Source organism: Tautonia plasticadhaerens (assembly GCF_007752535.1).
In the GTDB taxonomy this organism is placed as follows: domain Bacteria; phylum Planctomycetota; class Planctomycetia; order Isosphaerales; family Isosphaeraceae; genus Tautonia; species Tautonia plasticadhaerens.
In genome coordinates, this window is sequence record NZ_CP036426.1 from 7591591 (window position 1) to 7616457 (window position 24867).

At 71.9% G+C, this 24867-nt stretch carries 20 protein-coding genes; 14 read left to right on the forward strand and 6 right to left on the reverse strand.

Going from position 1 to position 24867, the window contains the following annotated elements; genetic code table 11:
- Positions 1-50 precede the first annotated feature (50 nt).
- Positions 51-1205, reverse strand: coding sequence for a carboxylate-amine ligase (locus ElP_RS30205; RefSeq protein WP_145276589.1), 1155 nt, complete (start codon positions 1203-1205; stop codon positions 51-53).
- Positions 1198-2409, reverse strand: a complete 1212-nt coding sequence (locus ElP_RS30210) for a M20 metallopeptidase family protein (protein ID WP_231749318.1) — start codon at positions 2407-2409, stop codon at positions 1198-1200. The genes ElP_RS30205 and ElP_RS30210 overlap by 8 nt, the downstream gene beginning before the upstream one ends.
- Positions 2410-3636: 1227 nt before the next feature.
- Here ElP_RS30210 and ElP_RS30215 point away from each other — a divergent pair.
- Genes ElP_RS30215 through ElP_RS30230 form a run of 4 tightly spaced genes read left to right on the forward strand, consistent with a single transcriptional unit; the run spans position 3637 to position 5447 of the window.
- Entirely contained in the window at positions 3637-3930 is a 294-nt protein-coding gene (locus tag ElP_RS30215; protein ID WP_145276591.1) for a hypothetical protein, read from the forward strand.
- Entirely contained in the window at positions 3927-4520 is a 594-nt protein-coding gene (locus ElP_RS30220; RefSeq protein ID WP_145276593.1) for a dCTP deaminase, read from the forward strand. Before ElP_RS30215 ends, ElP_RS30220 begins: the two co-directional genes overlap by 4 nt.
- 42 nt (positions 4521-4562) lie before the next feature.
- Complete coding sequence (locus tag ElP_RS30225) at positions 4563-4934, forward strand: hypothetical protein (protein ID WP_145276595.1); 372 nt, start codon at positions 4563-4565, stop codon at positions 4932-4934.
- A 42-nt stretch (positions 4935-4976) separates the two neighbouring features.
- Positions 4977-5447, forward strand: coding sequence for a hypothetical protein (locus ElP_RS30230; RefSeq protein ID WP_145276597.1), 471 nt, complete (start codon positions 4977-4979; stop codon positions 5445-5447).
- Here the strand turns inward: ElP_RS30230 and pstB are convergent.
- The 4 genes from pstB to ElP_RS30250 form a co-directional block, all read right to left on the reverse strand.
- Positions 5428-6279 (reverse strand): phosphate ABC transporter ATP-binding protein PstB, encoded by an 852-nt coding sequence (pstB, locus tag ElP_RS30235; protein ID WP_145276598.1) that lies wholly within the window; start codon positions 6277-6279, stop codon positions 5428-5430. The genes ElP_RS30230 and pstB overlap by 20 nt on opposite strands.
- On the reverse strand, positions 6276-7382 hold the full coding sequence (gene pstA / locus ElP_RS30240) for a phosphate ABC transporter permease PstA (protein WP_231749319.1): 1107 nt from the start codon (positions 7380-7382) through the stop codon (positions 6276-6278). Before pstA ends, pstB begins: the two co-directional genes overlap by 4 nt.
- Positions 7379-8347, reverse strand: a complete 969-nt coding sequence (gene pstC, locus ElP_RS30245) for a phosphate ABC transporter permease subunit PstC (RefSeq protein ID WP_231749320.1) — start codon at positions 8345-8347, stop codon at positions 7379-7381. Before pstC ends, pstA begins: the two co-directional genes overlap by 4 nt.
- 85 nt (positions 8348-8432) lie before the next feature.
- Positions 8433-9389, reverse strand: a complete 957-nt coding sequence (locus ElP_RS30250) for a PstS family phosphate ABC transporter substrate-binding protein (RefSeq protein WP_145276600.1) — start codon at positions 9387-9389, stop codon at positions 8433-8435.
- A 375-nt stretch (positions 9390-9764) separates the two neighbouring features.
- Between ElP_RS30250 and ElP_RS30255 the strand changes: the two genes are divergently transcribed.
- The 10 genes from ElP_RS30255 (at position 9765) to ElP_RS30300 (ending at position 24853) form a co-directional block, all read left to right on the forward strand.
- Complete coding sequence (locus ElP_RS30255) at positions 9765-12914, forward strand: tetratricopeptide repeat protein (protein ID WP_145276602.1); 3150 nt, start codon at positions 9765-9767, stop codon at positions 12912-12914.
- 66 nt (positions 12915-12980) lie between these two features.
- Complete coding sequence (locus ElP_RS30260) at positions 12981-13940, forward strand: MotA/TolQ/ExbB proton channel family protein (RefSeq protein WP_145276604.1); 960 nt, start codon at positions 12981-12983, stop codon at positions 13938-13940.
- 371 nt (positions 13941-14311) lie between these two features.
- Positions 14312-16708: a hypothetical protein gene (locus ElP_RS30265; RefSeq protein WP_145276606.1), complete on the forward strand. Its 2397-nt coding sequence runs from the start codon at positions 14312-14314 to the stop codon at positions 16706-16708.
- 149 nt (positions 16709-16857) lie between these two features.
- Positions 16858-18186, forward strand: a complete 1329-nt coding sequence (locus ElP_RS30270; RefSeq protein ID WP_145276608.1) for a hypothetical protein — start codon at positions 16858-16860, stop codon at positions 18184-18186.
- Between the two features lie 394 nt (positions 18187-18580).
- Positions 18581-20641, forward strand: coding sequence for a PrkA family serine protein kinase (locus ElP_RS30275; RefSeq protein WP_145276610.1), 2061 nt, complete (start codon positions 18581-18583; stop codon positions 20639-20641).
- Positions 20642-20706: 65 nt separating this feature from the next.
- On the forward strand, positions 20707-20937 hold the full coding sequence (locus ElP_RS30280; RefSeq protein ID WP_145276612.1) for a hypothetical protein: 231 nt from the start codon (positions 20707-20709) through the stop codon (positions 20935-20937).
- Positions 20938-21032: 95 nt separating this feature from the next.
- Positions 21033-22139, forward strand: a complete 1107-nt coding sequence (locus ElP_RS30285; RefSeq protein WP_145276614.1) for a DUF444 family protein — start codon at positions 21033-21035, stop codon at positions 22137-22139.
- Between the two features lie 30 nt (positions 22140-22169).
- Positions 22170-22778, forward strand: a complete 609-nt coding sequence (locus tag ElP_RS30290; RefSeq protein WP_145276616.1) for a Uma2 family endonuclease — start codon at positions 22170-22172, stop codon at positions 22776-22778.
- A 73-nt stretch (positions 22779-22851) separates the two neighbouring features.
- On the forward strand, positions 22852-24402 hold the full coding sequence (locus ElP_RS30295) for a SpoVR family protein (RefSeq protein WP_145276618.1): 1551 nt from the start codon (positions 22852-22854) through the stop codon (positions 24400-24402).
- On the forward strand, positions 24368-24853 hold the full coding sequence (locus ElP_RS30300) for a hypothetical protein (RefSeq protein WP_145276620.1): 486 nt from the start codon (positions 24368-24370) through the stop codon (positions 24851-24853). Before ElP_RS30295 ends, ElP_RS30300 begins: the two co-directional genes overlap by 35 nt.
- The last annotated feature ends 14 nt before the right edge of the window (positions 24854-24867 follow it).

Genomic DNA, 24867 nt, shown 5'->3' on the forward strand with positions numbered 1-24867 from the left:
CCACTCTACCCGCGCCATCCCGGGTTCCTCGTGAAGGAATTGCGGGGAATTCATGAAGCCGGCCCCGCCCCCGGTCCCGGCCCCGCCGGCCGGCGGTCGAGCATCCGGCGGACGACCTCGACCGGGTCGCCGGTCTGCTCGAAGATGGCCACCTGGCGCTCGGAGCCGGTGGGCTGCTCGGCCAGGTCCAGCACCATCTCGAGCTCCCGGAGGCAGCCCAGCTCCTCGGGCACCCCCCGGCGGCGGAGCGTCTCGACCAGGTCGCTGACGACCCTCCGGGCGGGGCGGGGCTCGGCGGTGAAGGGGTCGACCAGCTCGGCGGAGAGGCCGTAGCGGCAGGCCCGCCACTTGTTCTGGCGGTTCATGAACGGGTGGCCGTCGGGCAGGTAGGTGCCCTCGTCGATCTGGCGGGAGAGGTCGCGGACCAGGCACTGCACCAGCGCCGCGATGGCGACCACCGACGGCAGGTCCGGCGGCATGTCGCAGATGCGGACCTCCACCGTGCCGAAGTTGTGGTGCGGGCGGACGTCCCACCAGATCTCCCGGAGCGAGCGGATGAAGTTCGTCTCGACCAGGTGGTTGAGCAGCCAGACGTACTCGCTCCAGTTCCGCATCACCGGGGGCATGCCGGCGGTGGGCAGGTCCTCCATCACCTTGCTGCGCTGGGAGTGCAGGCCGGTGTTGCGGCCCCCCCAGAACGGGCTGTTCGCCGAGAGGGCGAGCAGGGTCGGCAGGTGCCGGAGCATCCGGTCGCAGATCATGATGGCCTTGTCGCCGGTGTCGACGCCGACGTGGACGTGCAGGCCGAAGGTGACGAGCCGCCGGGCGGTGTCCTGGAGCAGGTCCACCAGGCCGTAGTAGCGGTCGTCGGGGGTGACCCGCTGCTCGTACCACTTGGAGAACGGGTGGGTGCCGGCCCAGAAGAGCCGGAGCCCGTGCGAGGCGACGATCCCCTCGACGACCCGGAGCTTCTCGGCCAGATCCGCGCCCACGTCGGCGGCGGTCCGGCAGATCTCGGTGTTGATCTCCAGGTAGGACTGCATGATCTCCGGCTTCACCCGCTCGGAGAGCGAGGCCGGGACCTCGGGCAGGACGTCGTTGATGGCGTTACGCAGGGCCATCGACTCGGCGTCGACCAGTTGCAGCTCGATTTCGACGCCCAGGCTCGGCCAGTTGTTGCGGACGAATTCGAGACGCTCACGCATCGCCGGGGCCTCCCTCGGAGAGCAGGACGACGGACCGGGCCAGGATCCTGGCCCCGAGGACGAGTGCCCGCTCGTCGATGTCGAAGCGGGGGGAATGCAGGCTCGGCCAGCCCGAGGCGCCGGCCACCCCCAGCCGCATCATGGCGCCGGGGGCCAGGCGGAGGTAGGCGGCGAAGTCCTCGCCGCCGAGGCTGGGGTGCGGGATCGAACCGACCCGGTCGGGGCCGACCACGTCGAAGGCGGCCTGGGCCATCGCGGCGTTGACCACCGGGTCGTTGATGACCGGGTCGACCCCCTGGAGGAACTCCACCTGGATCTCGGCCCCGGTCGCGGCCGAGACGCCCCGGGCGGTCGCCTGGATGGCCGCGCAGGCCCGCTCCCGGGCGGCCTGGCCGAGGGACCGGAGCGTCCCCTCCATCACCGCCTGGTCGGGGATCACGTTGTTCGCCTCCCCGGCGTGGATCGAGGAGATCGACACCACGACCGGCTCCCTCACGTCGACCGACCGGGGCACCACCTGGTAGATACCCGAGACGAACTGGACGGCCGCCGCCACCGGGTCGATCGCCTGGTGGGGCCTCGCCGCGTGGCCCCCCCGGCCCCGGACGACGATCCGCAGGTCCCGGCAGTCAGCGGTGAGCACCCCGGCCCGCTGGGCGACCCGGCCGACCTCCAGCTCGGGGTCGACGTGCAGGGCCACGATCGCCGAGACCCCCTCCATCGCCCCGGCCCGGATCATCTCGATCGCGCCGTCCCCGGTCTCCTCGGCCGGCTGGAAGATCGCCCGCCAGGGGATCGGCCCCGGCAGATGGTCGCGGCAGCGGTGCAGGGCCAGCGTGGCCCCCAGGGCCATCGTCGCGTGCGCGTCGTGGCCGCAGGCGTGCATGACCCCGTCCCGGACCGACCGGTAGGGGACGGCGAGCTTGGCGTCCTGCATCCGGAGCGCGTCGATGTCGGCCCGCAGCGCGACCCGGGGGAGGCCGTCGAGGCCCCGGTCCGGCCCGGCCACGATCCCCCGGCCCGAGGGGACGACCCGGAACGGCACCCCGGCGTCGGCCAGGTGGCCGGCGAGGTCCTGGGTGGTCCGGAACTCCTCCAGGCTGGGCTCCGGGTTGGCGTGCAGATGCCGCCGGACCGAGCGGAGGAACTCGGCCATCTCGTCGATGCAGGCGTCGAGCGCCTCGGTGAACGTCTTGACCATCATTCCATCTTATCCCGAGGTGGAGCGAGTTCGATAGCGCCCGGGGCGGCGTCGGCCCGGGCCGAATCGGGGGGGATCGGGCTGCCCGGGGCGCCGTGCCGGGGCGGGGGTCATCCGGCGGGCCCGGACGCGGGCGGTGCGCCGGCGACGCGGCCGAACCCGTTCAGTGCAACTTCCAATCCCGATTTGCCTTGCGTCCGAAAATCCGGGTGGAAAATGGGTTCGCTCCGTCGCGGTGCGCGCCGATCGGGCGCCGGGGGACTCCCCCCGCCCCGGGCCGCACCCGACCCGCCCGGGCACCCGGGGTCCCGAGGCCCCTCCCGTCCCGGCCCGGGAGGCGCGAGGCAGGCCCTTCGGGAGGGCCCGGGACGCGGCCGGTGCGCCGGGAAGGCGTCCGAAGTGCACCGACGCAAATCCATGCGAAAAATGAATTTGCGATGGAAACCCCGGGTCGAAAATGGGTTCGCTCCGTCGCGGTGCGTACCGGGCGGGCGATCGAGGGAGTCGGATTGATCGGGGAGGGACGCGGGGCGCCCCGGCGTCTCGGCCTCGGCGACGGGGCCACGCCGAGTCCCGGCCTTCTCACCCGGTCGGGATGCGGCCGGGATTCGGCCGGTGCGCCCAAGTCTCCCCGGGCCCGATCGACCCAATCGGCGAAAGGAGAAGGGATTGCGGCGTTCCCCCGGCCGCGAAATGGGTTCGCTCCGTCGCGGCGCGCGCGGATCTCCCGGCCGTCGCGTCGCGTCGCCGTCCCGGGCGGGGAGTGGGCGGGGCGAGGTCGGCCCGACCGGCGAGGTGGGGGGCTCGGGCGGGACGGCCTCGGGAGGCGGGGCGACCGTCGGGTGGGCCGGCATCGAGAGGGGCTCCGCGCAGCGAGGGACGGCCGGACCGATCGATCGGCCCGTCTCCATAAAGATCGTGTCGGGGGCCGATTCCAGTCACAAAATCGCCGGACGACCGGCCGGGGGCCGTTGCGACCGGGCGGCCGGGGCGGGCGGTGCCGGATCGCGGGGAGCACGGCCGCCGGGGGCCCGGGACCGGCGCGACCGCCTCGACGGTTGTCCTCGGACCGTCGGCGGGCGATCATCGGGGAGGCGGTTGGACGCAGGGCGTCTCGCCGGCCGATCCGATCTCGGCGGGCCGCCGCCCCCGGGCCTCGGGCCCGGGGGCCCGGCTCCCCGATCGACCGATCGATCGATCCGCCGGCCAGTGGACACCCGGGACGCGACGATGACCGAGACGACTTATTTCGAGGAAGTGCGCTGCGAGTTGTCCCCCGGGTTGAGGGACGACCACCTGACGGCCGGGGTGGTGGACGAGGAAGGGAGGACGCAGTACCTCGACGTGACGCCGGGGCTGATCAACCGGCACGACGGGGTGCCGTTCCTGCCGGTCGGGTTCGTGCAGATCGACCGGGATCGGCGCCGGGTGCTGGTGGAGTTCCCCTGCGAGGCGTACTCGGGGGCGAACCGGGCCTGGATCCCGTTCGAGGCCCTGAGGCACGAGGACAGGCCCGTCCCATGATCCTCTCCGACCGGGAGATCGGTGCCGCGATCCGGACCGGGGCGCTGGTGATCGCCCCGGTGCCGCCGGAGCACCTGTGGAGCTCGATGGCGGTCGACCTGACGCTCGACCGGACGCTCGTGCGCTGGAAGGGCGGGGGCCGGGTGGTCCGCCCGGGGGCCCCGGGATTCAACGTCCGCCGGCTGCTCGAAGATCCGGAACTCGCCGAGACGGTGCCGATCCCCGAGGGCGGCTTCCCGCTGGGGCCGGGCCGGTTCGTGCTCGGGTACACGCAGCAGGCGATCCACCTGCCGAGGGCGTCTCGCCTGGCGGCCCGGGTGGAGGGCAAGAGCAGCCTGGCGCGGCTGGGGGTGGGCGTCCACGTGACCGCGCCGACGATCCACGCCGGGTTCGGCGACAACCCGGAACGCCAGGACGAACCGGGCTTGCCGATCCAGCTGGAGATCTTCAACCTCGGCGACCTGACGGTCGCGCTGGACGAGGGGATGTCGATCTGCCAGCTGATCGTGGAGGCGATCGGCGAGGAGCCGTCGAAGGGGTACGCCGGTCAGTTCGCCGGCCAGCGGAGCTTCACCGAATTGCGGCCTTGAATGGGATGTGAGGGCCGCCGAGATGGTGATCGAGGTGTCCTGATGCGTTTCCGTTTCTCGATCGGCGGGATGATGGCGCTGGTCGCCTATTGCGCCGCCCTGTTCGGCGCGGCCGCGTTCCTGAGTGGCGTGGATCCGGTGATGATGACCCTCGCGGGGGGGCTGATGAGCCTCGAACTCGCCCTGCTCTGCTCGGCGCTGCTGGGGGTCGCGTATTGTCGGGGGGCGCGCCGGGGATTCTGGGCCGGCTTCGCGGTGTTCGGCTGGGCGCTCGCCCTGTTCGGCATCGTCGCGTTCCGGGGAGAGCTGGGCGCCCTGGCCGTCTTCGGTGTCTTGCCGTTCTCCTACATCGGCGGCCTGGTGGGGAGGGGGTTCGCCGAGCGGGCGGCCAAGGCCGATCACGCCGGGGGATGAGGGCTTTCTCGACCTGTACCGCCACCTCAAGGGAGCGAATCGATGCCGGCCTTCCGATTCCGACTCGGCGAACTGGTCCTGGTGATCGTCTACCTCAGCCTGATCTTCTCTGCCGTCAGGGCGGTCGCACCAACGACAACCATGTCGCCGGAGTTCTGGGCGAAACTGGGCGGCTTCGCGATGACGGCAGTGATCCTGGGGATGCTGTGCTCGTCGATCCCGGCGATCTGCACCCGGAGGGGCTCGGCCCGGGGCTTCTGGATCGGGTTCGCGTCGTTCGGGTGGGCGTTCTTCCTGATCGGCTTCGCGCAATTCTTGGTCGGGCAACTCGCGACTCAATCGACGTTCATGGTCCGGGTGGGACGGGGACTCCTCGTCTTCCATGGGGAGGAATCGCTCTGGTTCACCCTGCTCTGCACGCCGCTGTTCGCCCACGTCGGGGGCAGGATCGGCCAGTGGATGGCAGGGGATCGGGACGAGCAGGGAGATGGGCTCAGCCGATCCGGCCGGTGATGTAGGCCTCGGTCCTCGGGTCCTTGGGGGTGGTGAAGAGGACGTCGGTGGGGCTGAACTCGGCGAGGACGCCGGGGCGGTGGCCGGAGCCCCGGGGGTCGTCGAGCATGAGGCAGGCGGTCATGTCGCTGGTGCGTCGGGCCTGCTGCATGTTGTGGGTGACGATGACGATGGTGTAGTCGTCCTTGAGGTCTTCCATCAGGTCCTCGACCCGGGCGGTCGAGATGGGGTCGAGCGCCGAGCAGGGCTCGTCCATGAGGATGACCTCGGGCTCGACGGCCAGCGTCCGGGCGATGCAGAGCCGCTGCTGCTGGCCGCCGGAGAGGTCCAGGCCGGAGCGGTGCAGCTTGCCCTTGACCTCGTCCCAGAGGGCGGCCCGGCGGAGGGAACGCTCGACCAGCTCGTCCATGTCGCCGGTGTAGCCGTTGATCCGGGCGCCCCAGGAGACGTTGTGGTAGACGGTCTTCGGGAAGGGGTTGGGCTTCTGGAAGACCATGCCGACCCGGCGCCGGAGGGTGACGGGGTCGACCTCGGCGCCGGAGATCCCCTCGGCGTCGAACTCCAGGCCGCCCTCCATGCGGAAGGAGGGGATCAGGTCGTTCATCCGGTTGAAGCAGCGCAGGAGCGTGCTCTTGCCGCAGCCGGAAGGGCCGATCAGGGCGGTGATCCGGTGCCGGGGGATCTCGATCGAGATGTCGCGCAGGGCCCGGGTCGACCCGTACCAGACGGAGAGGCCCCGGGCGGCCAGGACCGAGTCCCCGGCGGGGGCCGGGGCGGCGGGGGCCGGGGCGGACGCGTCGAGGGCGGGGCGCTGCTGCTGCTCGATGCTCATCGCGGCTCGGCTCCCCTGGCTTGGTTCTCGGGCGAGGCGTCGGATGCGGGGCCGCCCCCGGCGGGGTCGAGGGCCGGGGAGGGGCGGCGGCCCGAGGGCCGGACCGCGCGGCCGGCCGTCCAGCCGATCCGGCCGAGTTGGGCGATCGCCCGCCCCGCCAGCACCCGGCCGGTCGGGGTGCGGAGGGAGATCGCCACTGCGTTCATCGACATCAGGATCGCCAGCAGGATCAGGATGCCCCCGGCGGCGACGGAGCGGAACTCCTCGCGCGGCAGGGTGGCGAAATTGTAGATCTCGACCGGCAGGGCCGTGTAGTAGTCGGACGGGCCGGCGGGCGGGTAGAGGATGGAGTTGGCGGCGCCGACCATGAGCAGCGGGGCCGTCTCGCCGATGGCCCGGGAGAGGGCGAGGATCGTCCCCGTGAGGATGCCCGGCAGGGCCGAGGGGAGGACGTGGTCCCGGATCACCTGCCAACGGGTCGCCCCCAGGGCCAGGGCCGCCTGGCGGAGGGAGGAGGGGACGGCCCGGAGGGCCTCCTGCGTGGTGATCACGACGATCGGCAGGACGAGCAGGCTGAGGGTGAGGGCCCCGGCCCAGAGCATCTTGCCCAGGGCGACGGCCTCGAAGCCGAAGGCCCGGCTGAAGGCGACCAGGCCGAGGATGCCGTAGACGATCGACGGCACGCCGGCGAGGTTGGCGATGTTCGTCTGGATCGTCCGGCGCAGCCGACCCGGGGGGGCGTATTCTTCCAGGTAGAGCCCGGCCCCGACGCCGACCGGGATGGCGATCATCGCCACCAGCAGCAGGAGCCAGAGGCTGCCGACGATCCCGGCCTTGAAGCCGGCGAGGTCGGGGTTCGGCGAGTTGGTCGCGGTGGCGATCCGGCCCAGGAAGGAGGAGAGTTCCCGGGCCTGCTCGCCGAGGGCGTACCAGGGGGGGTTGGGCTCCAGGGCCAGGGCCTTGGCCAGCACCGAGCCGAGCAGCACGACGAGCACGACCACGCCGCTGAGCGTCGCCGCCAGGCAGAGCCCGGCGAAGAGGGCGCCGAAGGCGCGGCGTCGCGCCCGGCGGGGCCGGTACATGGCGTCGCTCGGGCGGCTCAATCGTATTCCTCCCGGAAGTGCTTCAGGATGATCCCGGAGATGATGTTCATGACCAGGGTGATCACGAAGAGGGCCATGCCCACGGCGTAGAGCGACAGGTGCTCGGCCGACCCCACCGCGGCCTCCCCCTTCATCACGTTGACGATGTAGGCGGTCATCGTCTCCATCGACCGCAGCGGGTTGAGCGTGATCTGGGGCTTCACCCCCACCGCCAGCAGCACCGCCATGGTCTCGCCGACCGCCCGGCTGATCGCCAGGATGAAGGAGGCGATCACCCCCGAGAGCCCCGCCGGCAGCACCACCCGGGTGGCGACCTCGAACTTCGTCGCCCCCAGCCCGTAGGCGGCCTCCCGCAAGCCCCGGGGGACGGCCGAGAGCACGTCCTCGGAGAGCGAGGAGACCATCGGGATGATCATGATGCCGACGACGACGCAGCCGCTCAGGGCGTTGTAGAACTCGACCCGGATGGCCGGCTCCAGGACCGCCTTGAGCACCGGGGTCACCAGCAGTAGCGCGAGGTAGCCGTAGACGATCGTCGGGATGCCGGCCAGCAATTCCAACGTCGGCTTGAGGACGCTGCGGAGCCCCCGGGGGGCGTACTCGCTGAGGAAGATCGCGCTGAGCAGGCCGACCGGCAGGGCGATCAGGGACGAGCCGAAGGCGATCACGAACGTCCCCCAGAACAGCGGCAGGATGCCGTACCGGGGCGGGTCGGCCTTGGGGTTGAGCGAGGGGCCGGCGAGGAACTCGACGAGCCCGACGCCGGAGGCCCGGAAGAACCGGACCGTCTCGACCCCCAGCACGGCGATGATGCCCAGGGTCGTCAGCACCGTGACGCAGGCGCAGAGGAAGATCAAGGGGGGGACGGCCACCTCCTGCACCCCCTGGAACCAGGATCGCCCGGCCCAGGACCGCCTCGGGGGGAGCTTGGGGGAGACGGGGGTGGTCTGCGGCAACTGGGTCACGGTCGGCCTGCGAACGGTGGGAGGGGGCGGGGGCGGGGGAGAGGGGGGTCGGCACGCCCCCGCCGGATCGGGGAGGCGGCGGGGCTCACTCGGCGGCGGCCGGGGCGGGCGTGCCGCCCTTCGCCCGGGAGAGCCCGTCGAGGTTCTCGGCCCGCTCGTCCTCGGTGGGGGAGACGTACCCGGCTTCTTCGGCAAGGTCGGCCACGTTCTCCAGGTAATACGCCACGAAGTCGGCCACCTCGGGGCGGCCCATCGCGGCGTCCTTGACGTAGATGAACAGGGGGCGGGAGAGCGGGGCGTAGGAGCCGTCGTAGATCGTCTCGACGGAGGGGGAGACGGGCTCGGCGTCGGCGTCGGCCTTGATCGGCACGGCCCGGAGCTTGTCCCGGTTGGCGGCGTAGTAGGCGAAGCCGAAGTAGCCGATGGCCCCGGCGTCCCCGGCGATCCCGCTGACCAGGACGTTGTCGTCGGCGCTGGGCTGGACGTCCTCGCGCTGGCCGTCCATCCCCAGGGCGTCCTTGACGAAGAACTCGTAGGTGCCGGAGTCGTCGTCGGGGGTGTAGAGGGAGATCGGCTCGTCGGGCCAGGAGGGGTCCAGGTCGTCCCAGCTGTCGACGGCGCTGCCGGGCTCAAAGAGGGATCGGAGCTGGCCGACGGTCAGCGCGTCGACGAAGGCGTTCTCCGGGTTGACGGCGACGGTGATGCCGTCGTGGGCGACGACGTATCGCGTCCATTCGAAGCCGGAGGCCCTGGCCTTCTCCTCCTCCTCGGGCTTGGCGGGCCGGGAGGCGTCGACGATGTCGACCTCCCCCTCGGCGTAGCGGCCGAATCCGCCGCCGGTGCCGTGGTAGTCGACGATGATCCGGGGCGTGCCCTCGACTGAGTTGGTGTAGGCCTCCTGGGCGGCCAGGCTGATCGGGTAGACGGTGCTCGACCCGTCGACGACCACCGGCTTCGAGGCAGATCCCCCGCACCCCCCGCAACCGAGGACGGCGACGGAGGCGGCCAGGGTCGACACGCAGAGGACGAAGGGGCGGAGCATGGGAGGGGTCGCATCCAGGGGTTGGCGGCCGCCCGGGGCTCGGGGGCCGGGGACCCGATCGGGGGAGGGAGGCGGGAGTCTCCCCGGAGGGCCGGCCCTCGCCGCCGGGGCCCGATCCGAGGTCGACGTGCCGCTTCCATCGTACGGGACGAGCTTAACGGAAAATGGTGAATATCGTGTGAAGGCCCCGCGCCCCGGGGCCGGTTTCTCGGCCGTCGGCCGGTCGATCGGGGGCCCGGGTTGTCAAGCTCGGCCGGTCGGGGATAATCGGAGGCGATCGCCGGGGGGTGTCCGGCGGAGGAGGAGGGGCTCGCCGGGGCGGGGGATCGGGCCGATCGGCCCGGCCCCGTCGGTGTCGAACAGGGAGGGAACCTCGTGCGCGATCGACCCCAGTCGCCCGGCCGGCTTCACGCCTCGGTCACGCCGTTCGTTGTTCTACTTCTGGGCTTGGGGACGGTCTTCGTCCCGGAGGCGGGCGGGCAGGCGTCGGGGACGGGGGTCGATGCGGGGGCGGTGCCGGAGGCGTTGAACTTCGCCAACGGCCTGTTCCGGGCTCGGCGATTCGACCTGGCCGTGCGGGAGTATCGGCGGTTCCTGGAGTCGGGACCGGGGGGGACGCACCGGGCGGACGCCCTCTACGGGCTGGCCAATGCCCACCAGTTCCTCCAGGAATACGACCGGGCGCGGTCGGCCTTCGAGGAGTTCCTCCGGGTGGCCCCGGCCGGGCACCCGAACGCGGCGACCGCCCTGTTCCGGGTCGGCGAGCTGGCCTACGTGCTCGGCGACCTGCCGGCGGCGAGGAGGGCGCTGGAGTCGTACACGGCGGGGCCCCCGGCCCACCGCTACCAGGAGCTGGCCTGGCCCTACCTGGGGGACGTCCGGTTCCGGGAGGGGGACCTCGACGGCGCCCGGGAGGCCTACGAGCACGCCTTATCCGCCTTCCCCGACGGCCGGCTCGCCGACCGCTCCCGGCTCTACCTCGGCCGGGCCCTGGCGAAGCAGGGGGATCGGGAGGGGGCACTGGCCCGGTTCCGAGAGCTGATCGACCGGCCCGACGCCGCCCAGCGGGACGAGGCGTATTATCAGGTCGGCCGCCTGGAGCTGGAGGCCGGGGCGTTCGACCGGGCCGTCGAGGCGTTCGAGGCCCTGGAGCGCGAGGTTCCGCAGAGCGCCTTCGCCCCCCGGGCCCGGCTCGGGAGGGCCGAGGCGCTGACCTCGCTCGAGCGGTTCGAGGAGGCCGCGGAGGCCATCGAGCCGCTCCGGGACGATCCCTCCCCCGAGATCTCGGCGAGGGCGGCGTACCTGCTCGGGCTGGGGCAGTTGGAGCAAGGGAAGGCCGCCGAGGCGCTGGCGACCTTCGACGAGGCCCTGGCCCGGTCCTCGGAGTCGAGCACCGCCCCCGCTCTGCTCTTCCGGTCGGCCGAGGCGTCGGCGAGCCTCGGGGATCCGCTCGACGCGCTCTCCCGGTTCGAGCGGCTGGCCGACTCCTACCCGGCCGACTCCTGGGCCGACGACGCCCTGCTCCAGGCCTCCTCGATCGCCCTGAAGGCGGGGGAGCCCGACCGGGCCACCGAGCTAGCCCGACGGGCCCGGGGGCCCTCCGGCGACGGCCCGCTGGCGGCCCCCGCCCTGCTGGTCGAGGGCCGGGCGGCGCTGGAGTCGGGGGAGGTCGACGAGGCGATCGGGCTACTCGAGACGCTGCTGGATCAGCATCAACCGGACCCCGAGACGGCCCAGGCCGCCCGGTATTCCCTCGGCCTCGCATACAAGGGGGCGGGGAAGGACGCGGAGGCGATCGAGCAGCTCGACCTGCTGGCGGGGACGCCCGGGGCGAGCCTCTCGGCCGATGCGCTGTACCTCGTCGGCCAGGCCCACTTCGACGAGGGCCGGTACGCCGAGGCGGCCGAGGCGCTCGGCCGGTTCATCGAGGCCCGGCCCGACGGGGAGGCCGTCGACCACGCCCTGGCCCGGATCGCCCTGGCCCGCTCCGAGCTGGGGGAGGACGACCAGGCCCTCGACGCGCTCGACCGGCTCGCCGCGCGATTCCCCGAGAGCCCGGTGCTGGGGCCGACCCGCCTGAGGCTGGCCGAGGCCGCCCTGGACGGCGAGCACTGGGGGCGGGCCGAAGGGCTCTTCCGGGCCGTGGCCGAGGCCGAGGGCGTCGACCCGGCGTCCCGGGCCCGGGCCCTCTCCGGGATGGGCTGGGCGCTGACGGGGGCCGGCGCCCCCGAGGAGGCGGCCGAGGCGTTCGGGACGCTGGTCGGGGAGTCACCCGAGGACCCGCTGGCGGCGGAAGCCTCGTACGTCCGGGGGACGGCGCTCCGGGAGCTGGGGAGGCCGGAGGAGGCGATCGAGGCCCTGGCCTGGGTCGTCGAGCACCACCCCGACTCCGACCAGGCCCCGAAGGCCGACCTGGCGAAGGCCCGACTGCTGGCGGAGCTGGGCCGCCCCGGAGAGGCGGCGCCGCTGCTGCGGGCCCTGGTCGACCGGGGGGAGGACGAGGAGGCCGTCGGGGAGCCGGTCGACCGGCTGCTCGCCGAGCTGGGCTGGGCCCTGATCGACGCCGGGGACCCCGACGGGGCCGACCTCGCCTTCTCCCGGCTGCTCGACGAGTCCCCCAACTCCCCCCTCGCCGGGGACGCCCGGCTGAACCTGGCCGAGTCGGCCTTCCAGGCGGGGGAGTACGACGAGGTGCTCGACCGGCTCGGGCCGATGGTCGCCGAGGGGGCGGACGTCGCGCCGAGGCTCCGGCAGGCCGCCCTGTACCGGGAAGGCCGGACGAGGGTCGAGCGGCAGGAATGGGACGAGGCGATCGGGGCCTTCGACCGGCTGGTCGCCGAGTTTCCCGAGGGCCGTTACGCCCGGGAGGCCGCCTTCTGGGCCGCCGAGGTCGCCTTCCGACGCGGGGACGCCGAGGGGGCCGAGTCGAGGTTCTCGGCGCTGGTCGATGCGACCCCGGAGGACCGGGAGCCCGAATCCTGGCTGGCGACGGCCCGATTGCGGCGGATCCAGGCGCTCGTGCAGCTCGGTCGCTGGGCCGACGTGCTGGATCGGGCCGACGCGATGAAGGCCGAGTTCCCCGAGTTCCCCCAGATCGCCGAGCTGGAATACGCCCGGGGCCGGGCGTTGCAGGGCCAGGCGCCGCCGAGGTTCGAGGACGCCCGGGCGGCCTACCAGGCGGTGATCGACGCCCGCAAGGGCGGGGAACTCGCGGCGATGTCCCAGTTCATGAGGGGGGAGACGTACTTCCACGAGAAGGACTACGAGGAGGCGCTCCGGGAATTCCTGAAGGTGGACGTGCTCCCCTCCTACGACGACGCCCCGAAGTGGCAGGCCCTCGCCCTGCTGGAGGCGGGGAAAGTGTATGAGCAACTGGACCGGTGGGCCGACGCCGCCGATCTCTATGAACGGCTCCGTGCGCGATTCCCCGACGAGCCGGCCTCGCTGGAGGCCGACCGGCGGCTGACCATCGCCCGGAGCCGGGCCTCGGGAGGATCGGGGCCCAGGACGGGCCGACGGGGCTGACCGACCCGAGTCCATCCCGGTCGGTCGGGCCCCGCCGGCATTCCCCAAGCGAAGAGGAGCTTCGCCATGCGTCGATGTCTCGCCGATTGCCGCCCGGGGTCGAGCCGACGGCTCGTCGGCCCGGCGCTGGCGGTGCTGCTGGTGGTCCTGGCGGGGGGGGCCGACCGCCCCTCGAACTTCGAGCGGGCGACGGCCGTCGCGGCCGACCAGGCGGGTCGGTTCTCCCGGATGGCCCGGGACTGGTACCGCCGCACCCCCCCGGCCGACCGGATGACCTGGGGGGGCCTGGCCGCCTGCGGCGTGCTCGGCCTGAGCGTGATGGCGGAGCGGCACCTCCGGCTCCGGCGCGCCCGGGTGTTGCCGACGCGGTTCGTCGACCGCTTCCTGGACCGGGTCCGGGACGGCCAGCTCGACCGGGACAAGGGGACGGACCTCTGCGAGCTGAACCCGAGCCCCGCCTCCCGGATCGCCCTGGCCGCGCTGAGGCGATGGGGACGCCCCACGCCCGAGGTCGAGCGCTCCGTGGCGATGGCGAGGCAGGTGGAGGCCGATCGCCTGAAGCGGAACGTGGGGACGTTGCGGCGGATCGCCGCCCTGGCGCCGCTGGTCGGCCTGCTGGGGACGCTCGTCTCGGCGGGCCGGGCCCTCTCGGCGCTGGGGGAGGCGGCGGGCCCGACCGCCTGGGGACCGGCGCTGGCCGGGGCGCTGGCGCCGTTGACGGCGGGCGTGGCGCTGGCCATCCTGGCACTGGTGGCCTACGACGGCCTGATGGGCAAGGTCGAGTCCCTCTCGGGGGCCCTCGACCGCCTCGGGGCGGAGACGGTCGACGCCGTCGCCGTGCTGGCCGCCGCCCGGGCGAGCCGGTCGCAGGCGGCGGCCCCGGCCTCGCCGAATCGCCCGGCGGCGCACGGCCCCCATTTCGGGATGGGGACGCCGGGCGAGGGGGTCGCAGCCGATCCGGGTGGAGATCCCGGAGTCGATGCGGGAGTATTGAGTGGTCCATCCGCCCTGTTCGTCACGGATTGAATCCGTCCCCCGCTCCCCTCTCGCGGGGAGCGGCCCGGGGTGAGGGGCCCCGGCGTTCGACCCGAGGCCTCGCGGGTCGTCCGATCCCCCCTCACCCGTCCCCCGGCCACCCCCTCCCCCGAGGTCGGGGAGAGGGTCGGGGGTCGGAGACGACCGCTCTTGTCAGGGATCTCCCGGAGACCTCGCCCTCGCCTGCCCGGGCCCAACCTTCGAGCCTCCGACACGACGCCAGAGACCTCGCCTCCGCCCCCGATCCAACGCGAAGCCTCACCGGACGAATCACCACCTGACGACGCCCGGCGGGCCGGCCTGCCGGGCCGACCCGCCGGCCCCCCGGACGATCGGGGCCCGAGCCGAGGACCGGAGGAGCGATGACCGGCCTGAACCTGGAACCTTTCCTCCGACTGCTCCGGGCCGACGTGGGGGCCTGGGCGAGCCTGGGGGTGGTCGCCCTGCTCGTGGGCCTGATCGCCTGGACGGGATGGGGGTCGAGGCGGATCCTCCGGAAGTGCCTGGTGCTCTCGGTGCTGGCCCACGTGGGGCTGGCGTTCTTCGGGGGGGACGAGCTGTCCCGGCTGATCGCGCCGGGGATGCCCGACGGGACGATGGCCGACGAGCCGGGGATCCGGGAGATCCGGGTCCGATCGCCCCTGGGGGATTCCGGGGTTGAGGAGTCCTCGGGGCGTCCCGGGTCGGACGGCCGGGGGGGCGCCCTCGCGACCGACGCGGACCTGGCCGCGTTCGCGTTCGCCCTGCCGACGCCGGAGGATCCGGGCCCGGGGGCGATCCGGCCGGGGCCGGTCGAGCCCGAGGCCCCCCTCCCCCTGGCCTTCGACGAGGCCGAGGCCCCGAGGCTCGACGGGGCGGCGCCGAGGGCGGATCTGGTCGTCCGGGGGACGATGGAGGAGCGGCCGATGGGGCTCGACCCGGGGCCGGAACCGGCCTCGGAGATCGTCCCGAGCGCGGTCGACCCGGCGGAGGTCGCCGAGGTAGTCCGCCCGGACCGCCCCGCCCCGGACCGGGCGCCTCCCCCCCTGCCCGACCTTGGGAGGCTCGCGGCCCGCCCGGAGGGGCCCCGGGGGGGGGCCGAGGTCCGGCCCCCGGCCCGGCCCGGGGGGATGGCCCCCCTGCCCGACCTGGAATTGCCCGACATGCCGACCGACCCCGGTCCGGTCGCCGGCGATCGGGATCCGGCGCCGGGGGCCGCCGCCCCGGCCGGGCCGATGTCGGGAGCCGAGGGCGGGCTCGAGCCCGCCTCTGCCGACCCGGACGCCGTGGCGGCGCCGATCCGCCTCCCCGAGGACCGCCCGTCGGGGCCGACCTTGCCCGAGGCCGACCTGAGGGACGCCTCCCGGCCGAGGGCCGAGGGGGGGGAGGCCGCGGGCGGCCTGGCCGGGCGATTGGCCTCCCGGGAGGGGCCGGACCTGGGCCGGTTCGAGCCGGGGGCCCTGCTTGACCTGCCCGACCTGCCGGGGATCGGCGGGGCGCCGGGGGGCCGCCCGCTGCTCGACGTGCCGGCGGTCTACCGCCCCCGGCTGGATCCGAACCGATCGGCCCTCGCCCGGAGGGCCGGGGCCAGCGCCGCCAGCGAGGAGGCGGTGGAGCGGGCGCTCGACTGGCTCTCCCGGCACCAGGACGCCGACGGGAGATGGGACGCCGGCACCGCCCGGTTCCGGGACGGCTCGGCCCCGAAGGGGGAGGACAGCTTCACCGCCCACTGCCCGCCGGCCGACCTCTGCTCGGGGGAGTGCTACTACTGGGAGGCCGACACGGCGGTCACGGGCCTGGCCTTGCTCGCGTTCCTGGGGTCCGGCTACTCGCACACCGAGGGGAAGTACGAGACGGTCGTCGGCCGGGGGGTCGACTTCCTGCTGGCCTCCCAGGGGCCCGACGGGGACCTCCGGGGGCCGAGCCGGGCCGTGGGGATGTACTGCCACGCGATGGCGACGCTGGCGCTCTCGGAGGCCTACGCCCTGAGCGGCGACCCGAAGCTGAAAGGGCCCGTCGTGCGGGCCGTCGGGTTCCTCGCCGAGGCGACCTACCCCGGCCTGATGGGCTGGCGATACGCGCCGAACGGCGAGATCCGGCGGAGCCCCTCCGAGGACGGGCGGGGGTGGGACTACGACCCGCACCCGCCGATCGGCGACACGAGCGTCCTGGGGTGGGTGGTGATGGTGCTCAAGTCGGCCTCGGAGGTCGGTGTGGCGGTGCCGCCGGGGGCGGTGCAGTCGGCCCGGAACTGGCTGACCCGGGTCGAGGACGGCGACGCCTCGGGGCTGGCCCGGTATCAGCCCTCCCGGCCGGCGGACCCGGTGATGACGGCCGAGGCCTGGGTCTGCCGCCAGTTCCTCGGCATCGGCGGCCCCGGCGCGGCCAGCGACGAGGCGGCCGGCTTCCTGCTCCAGAACCTGCCGACGGCCGACGCCTTCAATGCCTACTACTGGTACTACGCCACGCTGGCCATGTACCAGGCGGGGGGCCGGTCCTGGGACCGCTGGAATGCCTCGGTTCGGGATTCGCTGGTCGGCCTGCAGCGGCGGGACGGCCACAAGGCCGGGAGCTGGGACCCCGACCCCACCCGGTACGGCACCCACGGCGGCCGGGTCTACGCGACCGCCCTGGCGACCCTCAGCCTGGAGGTCTACTACCGCTACCTCCGGCTCTATACCCCCGAGGCCGCCGCCGGGATGGGGCCGGGGCTCTCCCCCTCCCCTGGCCCCCCCGGGGACGGGCCGGTGCGACGGGCCGGCGGGGGCGCGGTCCGCTGACCGGGGGCGGTCGGGTCGATCGTCCCGGCCGCCCCCCGTGCCGGGGGCGTCCGGGTCCGCTACAATTGTCGTCGCCCCCCGTCGAGCCGCCCCGATCGGGCCGCGAGGACGGCCGCCGGGGGGATGACGACCGATCGGGGGAGGACGCCTTGGATCGCCTGCTGATGCCGATGCCGCCGCTGCTCTGGGCCCAGAACGCCCCGGGCGAGTACGAGATGCCGCTGCTGGCGCTGCGGCGGTGGTTCTGGGGCCAGACGCTGGCGTCCCCCCGGGCCGCGCCGGGGAGCGAGGCGCTGGGGACCTGGGTGCTGGGGCTGCTCGCCCTGCTGCTGGTGGTGATCGTGGCCCAGGGGCCGGGCAGGGCACTGAAGCAGTTGTTCGACCTGCCGGGGCACGTCCGGTTGATCGGGGAGGCGGCGGGGAGGCTCCGGGTGTCGGTCCGGCTGGTGATGATCGCGCTGGGGGCGTCGGTGCTCTCGTGGACGACGGCGCTGCTGTTCCGCTACAACCGGCCGGCGGGGCTGGCGGACCTGGCGGTGCTGACGAGGAGCAAGTCGGTCCCCGAGGTGGCGATCGAGCAGGGCATCCTCGCGGCCCTGACGCCGATGCGGGACCTGTTCAGCCTGGCGGACCTGCTGGTGCTGCTGGGGATCGGCGGGTTCGTGGCGTTCAAGTACTCGGCCGAGCGTTGGGGGGATCCCGAGGCGGAGGTCTCGGGCCGGTCGCTGCCGGCGAGGGCGACGCTGGCGTGGGCCTCGGCGGCCCTGTACGGGCTGTACCGGGTGGCCACGATGCTGGCGACCCCCGGGGACTTCCCGATGGGGGGGTGCCTGTTCGTCGAGCCGATCGTGGTGCCGCTGGTGATGCTCTCGGCCGACGGGGTGCTGGCGGCCTGGGTGCTGGTGGAGCTCCGGCGGTCGGAGCGGTCGAGCGACGTGGAGCCGGTGCCGGTCGGCCCCGCGCTGGTGGTGCTGCCGGCGGCCGTGCTGGCCTGCCTGCTGGTGATGCCGGCCCGCTACGCGGCGACCTCGGCGTACCTGGCCCTGCCCTACGTGCCGGACGGCGTGGCCCGGACGGCCCTGGCGCCGATGCTCGGCTGGGGCCCGGTCTTCCTGCAGGGGGCGGCGGTGGCGTTCTCGGGGCTGGCCGGGGCGGTGCCGTGGTGTCGGGGCGGGGTCGGGGCGGCCCTGGGGGGCTACGGCCGGCTGCTCCGGGCCGAGGGCGGACACCTGGTGGCGGCGCTGGCGATCGGGGGGATCGCCGCGGGGATCCCGGCCGGGGGGTCGTACCTGCTGATGCTCTCGCTGCCGTCGCAGCCCTGGGTGTTGCCCGCGGCCGACAGCTACGCGCATTACGCCACGCTCGTGGTCGGGCTTGGGGTGCTGGCGGCGCTCGTCGAGCTGGGCGGCCGATCCGCGTCGGGGGCCGTCCCGGCCGCGGCCGACCCGGGTGAGGGAGGGGCTGAGGCGGCGGCCTGAGCCCCCCGGCCGGGGCTTCGACGCGATGCACCTCCGCTTGACATTGACTCGGCCCGGTGTGAGGATTGTAATAGTCGATCAGGCCCGGCCAGCGCCCGAGGCGGCGGCAGGAGGAGACCGCCGCCGCGGCTGAAACGCCCGCCATCGCGGCCAGCCCCCAGCGTCATCATTCGCGCAGATCACCGATCGCGTCCCGGGCCGGGCCCTCCCCACGACACGTTGACAATTCGGCATCGCCTCTTTCCGAGGTTCATCGCCCCCTGCGCAGGCGCCGGTCGGCATCAGGGGGAGCGGGCTCGCCGTCCCTCCCCGTCGTCGCCGCGCGCCATCGCGCCCATGCCCGTCGCGCCACCCGTCGCGTCCGGAAGCACCGAGCAGTCAGGAGGGACACCGCATGACGGCCGGATCGGACCTGATCGCCAAGATCGCCCGCCGCCAGGACCTGGCGGAGTACCAGAAGAAGCACTGGACCGGGACGTTCGCCGAGTATCTCGACTTCGTCGCCCGGGACCCCAAGGTCACGCGGAACGCGTACCAGCGGGTCTACGACATGATCCTCAGCTTCGGCACCGATGAGATCGTCATCCACAAGGAGAAGTACGTCCGCTACAAGTTCTTCGACGATCCGATCGACGACGGGCACGACGCGATCTTCGGCCTCGAGAAGCCGTTGATGAACCTGGTCAACGTGCTCAAGAGCGCCGCCCTGGGCTACGGCACCGAGCGCCGGGTGCTGCTGCTGCACGGGCCGGTCGGCAGCTCCAAGAGCACCATCGCCCGGCTGCTGAAGAAGGGGATGGAGTACTACTCCCAGACCGACGAGGGGGCCCTCTACACCTTCGACTGGAGGGAGGAAGGCCCCGACGGGGAGACGCACTGGATCCCCTGCCCGATGCACGAGGAGCCGCTGCGGCTGGTCCCCCTGGAGCATCGGGCCGCCCTGCTGGGCGAGCTGAACGAGGGCCGGAGCCCGGACGACTTCCAGGTCCGGATCGTCGGCGACCTCGACCCGTACTGCCGGCAGATGTTCAAGGAGCGGCTGGCGAGCTACAGCGGCGACTGGACCCGGGTGCTGGACGACATCCGGGTCCGCCGCGTCATCCTCTCCGAGCAGGACCGCATCGGCATCGGCACCTTCCAGCCCAAGGACGAGAAGAATCAGGACGCCACCGAGCTGACCGGCGACATCAATTATCGCAAGATCGCCGAATACGGGTCGGACTCCGACCCCCGCGCCTTCAATTTCGACGGCGAGTTCAACATCGCCAACCGCGGCATCATCGAATTCATCGAGGTGCTCAAGCTGGACGTGGCCTTCCTGTACGACCTGCTCGGGGCCAGCCAGGAGCACAAGATCAAGCCGAAGAAGTTCGCGCAGACGGACATCGACGAGGTGATCGTCGGCCACACCAACGAGCCGGAGTACCGCAAGCTCCAGTCCAACGAGTTCATGGAGGCGCTGCGGGACCGGACGGTGAAGATCGACGTGCCCTACGTCACCAAGCTGTCCGACGAGGTGAAGATCTACGAGAAGGACTACAACAGCCGGCGGGTCACGGGCAAGCGGATCGCGCCGCACACCCTGGAGGTGGCCGCGATGTGGGCCGTCCTCACCCGGCTGGAGGAGCCCAAGAACGCCGGCCTGACGCTGATGCAGAAGCTGAAGCTCTACAACGGCAAGACCCTGCCCGGCTTCACCGAAGACAACATCAAGGAGCTGAAGGAGGAGGCCGAGCGCGAGGGGATGCACGGCATCAGCCCGCGATACGTCCAGGACAAGATCTCCAACGCCCTGGTCGCCCACGCCGACGAGCGTTCGGTCAACCCGTTCATGGTCCTCAACGAGCTGGAGACGGGCCTGCGGCACCACTCCCTGATCAACAACGAGGAGGTCCGCAAGCACTACAAGCACCTGCTCGCCGTGGTGAAGGAGGAGTACGAGGACGTCGTCAAGAACGAGGTCCAGCGCGCCATCGCCGCCGACGAGGAGGCGCTGACCCGGCTCTGCGGCAATTACATCGACAACGTCAAGGCGTATACCCAGCGCGAGAAGGTCAAGAACAAGTACACCGGCCAGCCCGAGGAGCCGGACGAGCGGCTGATGCGGTCGATCGAGGAGAAGATCGACATCCCCGAGAGCCGCAAGGACGACTTCCGCCGCGAGATCATGAACTACATCGGCGCCCTGTCGCTCGACGGCAAGTCGTTCGACTACAAGACCAACGAGCGGCTCCAGAAGGCCCTGGAGCTGAAACTCTTCCAGGACCAGAAGGACACGATCAAGCTGACGAGCCTTGTCTCCAGCGTCGTCGACAAGGACACCCAGGAGAAGATCGACATCGTCAAGGGCCGGCTGATCCGGGACTACGGCTACGACGAGGACTCGGCCTCCGACGTGCTGAACTACGTGGCCAGCATCTTCGCCCGGGGCGACGTGAAGCGCGGCGGCGGGTGATCGGGACGCCGCCCCGCCGGCGCCCCGACCGGGGCGGCGGCGGGGCGTCTGTGGGGGAAACGCGGATGCGACGAACCTATCCCCGATTCCGAATCTGGATGGCCATGGCGGCGATCGCCCTGCTGGCGGCCCCATTGGCCAACACCATGCGCCTCCGGCGGGAACGCAGCCCGGCCTCCCAGCAACGGATGATGATCCGGGCGCTGGAGGAATTCAAGGCTCGTCACGGGGATCGCTCGCCGACTCGGATCGTCTGGGGCGACGGCACCCTCGTGGTGCCGCCGCCCCGCCCCTGACCCCGCGTCGCCGTCGAGTGTCCTCCCCCGCGTCGAGCCCGATTTGATCCGGATACCAGGCCGACCTCGGTCCCCAACGGTGAGGGTGATTGTCCGTGGTACGCAAAATCGAGCGGGACCAGAGCCGGTTCCGGCAGATCGTCCGCGGGAAGATCAAGGCGGACCTGAAGAAGTACATCACCCACGGGGAGATGATCGGCAAGACCGGGGGCGAGCTCGTCTCGATCCCGATGCCGTCGATCGACCTGCCGGAGTTCCGCTACGGCTCCAAGGGCTCCGGCGGCGTCGGCCAGGGGCCCGGCGACGTCGGCCAGCCGATCGGCCGCTCCGGCGAGGGCGAGGAGGGGGCCGGCGAGGCCGGCGACCGCCCCGGCCAGCACATCCTCGAGGTCGAGCTCACCATGGACGAGCTGGCCCAGATCCTCGGCGAGGAGCTGGAGCTGCCCCGGATCCAGCCCAAGGGCCAGGCCAACATCATCGAGGAGAAGGACAAGTACACCGGCATCCGCCAGGCCGGCCCCGAGAGCCTCCGCCACTTCAAGCGGACCTACAAGAAGGCCCTCCGCCGCCAGATCGCCTCGAACACCTACAATCCCGACGACCCGATCGTCATCCCCGTCCGCGAGGACAAGCTCTACCGCTCCTGGAACCCGATCTACCTGCCGCAGACCAACGCCGTCGTCTTCTACCTGATGGACGTCTCCGGCAGCATGACCGACGACCAGAAGGAGATCGTCCGGATCGAGGCCTTCTGGATCGACACCTGGCTCCGCAGCCAGTACGACGGCGTCACGACCCGCTACATCATCCACGACGCGGCGGCCAGGGAGGTGGACGAGCACACCTTCTACCACACCCGGGAGTCCGGGGGGACGAGGATCAGCTCCGCCTACCGGCTGGCCCACAAGATCATCGAGGCCGAGCACCCCCCGGCCGACTGGAACATCTACGTCCTGCACTTCTCCGACGGCGACAACTGGGGCGAGGACAACCGCCACTGCGTCGAGCTGCTCCGCAACGGCATCCTCCCCAAGTGCAACCTCTTCGGCTACGGCCAGGTCGAGAGCCCGTACGGCTCCGGCGAGTTCATCCGCGAGCTGGAAGACGCCTTCGAGGACGAGCCGAACCTGGCCCTGTCCGAGATCCGCGATAAAGAGGGGATTTACGAGTCGATCAAGGAGTTCCTCGGCCGGGGTCGTTGAGGCCGCCAGCCCGCTCCGAGGGGAGGACCGATGTCGACCCAGACCGCCCAGCCGCCTGGCCCGCGAGCGACCGTCCGGCCGTACCGGCTGACCGTCCGCCAGTTCCTCAAGGCGGTCGAGGCAGGGGTGTTCCCGCACGACGTGCGACTGGAATTGCTGGGGGGCATCCCCGTCCGGAAGATGACGACCTATCCGCCGCACAATAGCACGGTCTACAGGCTGGCGTCCGCGCTCCGTGCCCTGGTGCCCCCCGAATGGATCATCTTCGAGGAGAAGCCGATCGTCGCCGGCCGGCGGTGGCGTCCGATGCCCGACATCTCCATCGTCCGGGGACCGATCGACCGCCTCATTCACGACGACCCGAGGGCGGAGGGTGTCGCGATCGTGATCGAGGTCTCCGACTCCACCTACGCCGATGATCGTGGGCTCAAGTGGCGACGTTATGCCGCCTCCCGACTCGCGTCCTACTGGATCGTCGACCTGAAGGCCGGCCACGTCGAAGCCCACTCCGACCCGACAGGTCGGGGAGATTCCGCCCGCTACCGGGCGACGAGCAACTTCAAGAAGGGCGAATCGGTCCCGGTCATCATCGGGGGCGTCGAGGTCGGCCGGGTCGCCGTGAACGATTTCATGCCCTGAACGGTCGAATCGTTGCAGGGCCGATCGGGCGTCGGCCCGCCGGGAAGTCGAAGCCTCGCGGAGCACGAACATCATGACCTTCGTCAGCACCCAGCACGACTTGCCGGCCGACCTCCGGGCCCTGCAGGCGGAGATTGAGGCGCACGCGCGCTCCTACGGGCTGGACTTCTACGACACGATCTTCGAGGTGCTCGACTACGACGAGCTGTCCGAGATCGCCGCCCTGGGGGGGTTCCCCACCCGGTACCCGCACTGGCGGTTCGGCATGGAGTACGAGCAGCTCTCCAAGGGGTACCGCTACGGGCTGCAGAAGATCTACGAGATGGTGATCAACACCGACCCCTGCTACGCGTACCTGCTGCGCTGCAACATGCCGGTCGACCAGAAGCTGGTGATGGCCCACGTCTACGGCCACAACGACTTCTTCAAGAACAACGTCTGCTTCGCGCCGACCAACCGCAAGATGATGGACGAGATGGCCAACCACGGCAGCCGGATCCGGTCCTACATGGAGCGGTTCGGCGAAGAGGCGGTCGAGGACTTCATCGACAGCTGCCTGTGCCTGGACAACCTGATCGACATCCACTCGCCGTTCATCAAGCGCCGGGACGAGGCCAACCGCTACGACTTCTCCGCGAACGACGAGGGCGAGGCCCCCTCGGACAAGTTCCGCAGCAAGGGCTACATGGACAGCTTCGTCAACCCCCCCGAGGTGCTCAAGGAGGCGGCCCGCCGCCGCGAGGCCGAGAAGGCCCAGGCCCGCCGCTTCCCCGAGAACCCGGAGCGGGACGTGCTGCTGTTCCTGCTGGAGCACGCCCCGCTCAACGCCTGGCAGCTCGACGTCCTGGCGATCGTCAGGGAGGAGGCCTACTACTTCGCCCCGCAGGGGCAGACCAAGATCATGAACGAGGGCTGGGCGTCGTACTGGCACTCGACCATGATGACCACCCGGCTGCTCGACGGCTCGGAGTTGGTCGACTACGCCGACCACCACTCCGGCACGATGGCCACCCAGCCGGGGAGGCTCAACCCCTACAAGCTCGGCATCGAGCTGTTCCGGGACATCGAGGAGCGCTGGGACAAGGGGCAATTCGGCCCCGAGTACGAGTCCTGCGACGACTTCGAGCGGCGCCGGAATTGGGACACCTCGGCCGGACTCGGCCGGCGGAAGATCTTCGAGGTCCGCCGGATCCACAGCGACGTGACCTTCATCGACACCTTCCTCACCCCCGATTTCTGCCGCCGGCACCAGATGTTCAGCTACCGGCATAACGACCAGTCGGAGCTGTACGAGATCGAGAGCCGCGAGTTCAAGAAGATCAAGGATCGCCTGCTCTTCGGCCTGACGAACTTCGGCCGGCCGATCATCCGGGTGAAGGACGGCAACTACCGGAACCGGGGCGAGATGTACCTGGAGCAAGAATACTTCGGGGTCGACCTGAAGCTCGACTACGCCCAGGACACGCTCCGGCACTTGCATCGCCTCTGGACGCGACCGATCCACCTGGAGACCTGCGTCGAGGGGCGCCCCACGCTCCTCTCGTTCGACGGCTCCGACCACACGATCCGCCCCCTGGGAGGGCAGCCCCATGAGCCTGAGCACCGCGATCGCCGCCGAGCTTGACGCCCGGCCCGACCAGACCGGAATCGTCTCGGCCCAGGAGGGGCCGGACCGCCTGGAGCTCGACGTCTCCGCCAACGCCCCCGTCGGCGTGATGCTCGAGCACCTGGACTTCGCCGTCATCGACCCCAACCGCCCGGGGTGGACCATCGACGAGCTGCAGGCCTGGGGGGACCGCCTGGCGAAGAAGGTCAATTACCTGATGGAGCCCCTGGTGGTGCTGGAGGTCGACGCCCAGGGGGGCGAGGTCGAGCTCCGCAGCCAGTCCCCCACGCCCAGGGGGCAATTGAAGTCGTACTACGAGGTCCGATTGAACAAGTCGGGCACGCTCCGGCTGGACCGGATGACCTTCGACTCGGCCGACCGACGCCGGCGGCCGTCGCAATTCCAGCTCAGCCGCGAAGTCCTCGAACGCCTGGCCGACGACCTGGCCGACACCGCCCACGGCCGATGACCGGCCGGTCGGGG

What these genes read in the sequence shown, in the direction of transcription:
- ElP_RS30225 (WP_145276595.1), top strand. Translation starts at nt 4,563, where the DNA reads ATGCGTTTCCGTTTCTCGATCGGCGGGATGATGGCGCTGGTCGCCTAT.
- ElP_RS30205 (WP_145276589.1), bottom strand. Translation starts at nt 1,205, where the DNA reads ATGCGTGAGCGTCTCGAATTCGTCCGCAACAACTGGCCGAGCCTGGGC.
- ElP_RS30230 (WP_145276597.1), top strand. Translation starts at nt 4,977, where the DNA reads ATGCCGGCCTTCCGATTCCGACTCGGCGAACTGGTCCTGGTGATCGTC.
- ElP_RS30280 (WP_145276612.1), top strand. Translation starts at nt 20,707, where the DNA reads ATGCGACGAACCTATCCCCGATTCCGAATCTGGATGGCCATGGCGGCG.
- pstB (WP_145276598.1), bottom strand. Translation starts at nt 6,279, where the DNA reads ATGAGCATCGAGCAGCAGCAGCGCCCCGCCCTCGACGCGTCCGCCCCG.
- ElP_RS30260 (WP_145276604.1), top strand. Translation starts at nt 12,981, where the DNA reads ATGCGTCGATGTCTCGCCGATTGCCGCCCGGGGTCGAGCCGACGGCTC.
- ElP_RS30265 (WP_145276606.1), top strand. Translation starts at nt 14,312, where the DNA reads ATGACCGGCCTGAACCTGGAACCTTTCCTCCGACTGCTCCGGGCCGAC.
- ElP_RS30295 (WP_145276618.1), top strand. Translation starts at nt 22,852, where the DNA reads ATGACCTTCGTCAGCACCCAGCACGACTTGCCGGCCGACCTCCGGGCC.
- ElP_RS30250 (WP_145276600.1), bottom strand. Translation starts at nt 9,389, where the DNA reads ATGCTCCGCCCCTTCGTCCTCTGCGTGTCGACCCTGGCCGCCTCCGTC.
- ElP_RS30290 (WP_145276616.1), top strand. Translation starts at nt 22,170, where the DNA reads ATGTCGACCCAGACCGCCCAGCCGCCTGGCCCGCGAGCGACCGTCCGG.
- ElP_RS30215 (WP_145276591.1), top strand. Translation starts at nt 3,637, where the DNA reads ATGACCGAGACGACTTATTTCGAGGAAGTGCGCTGCGAGTTGTCCCCC.
- ElP_RS30300 (WP_145276620.1), top strand. Translation starts at nt 24,368, where the DNA reads ATGAGCCTGAGCACCGCGATCGCCGCCGAGCTTGACGCCCGGCCCGAC.
- ElP_RS30275 (WP_145276610.1), top strand. Translation starts at nt 18,581, where the DNA reads ATGACGGCCGGATCGGACCTGATCGCCAAGATCGCCCGCCGCCAGGAC.
- ElP_RS30220 (WP_145276593.1), top strand. Translation starts at nt 3,927, where the DNA reads ATGATCCTCTCCGACCGGGAGATCGGTGCCGCGATCCGGACCGGGGCG.
- ElP_RS30210 (WP_231749318.1), bottom strand. Translation starts at nt 2,409, where the DNA reads ATGATGGTCAAGACGTTCACCGAGGCGCTCGACGCCTGCATCGACGAG.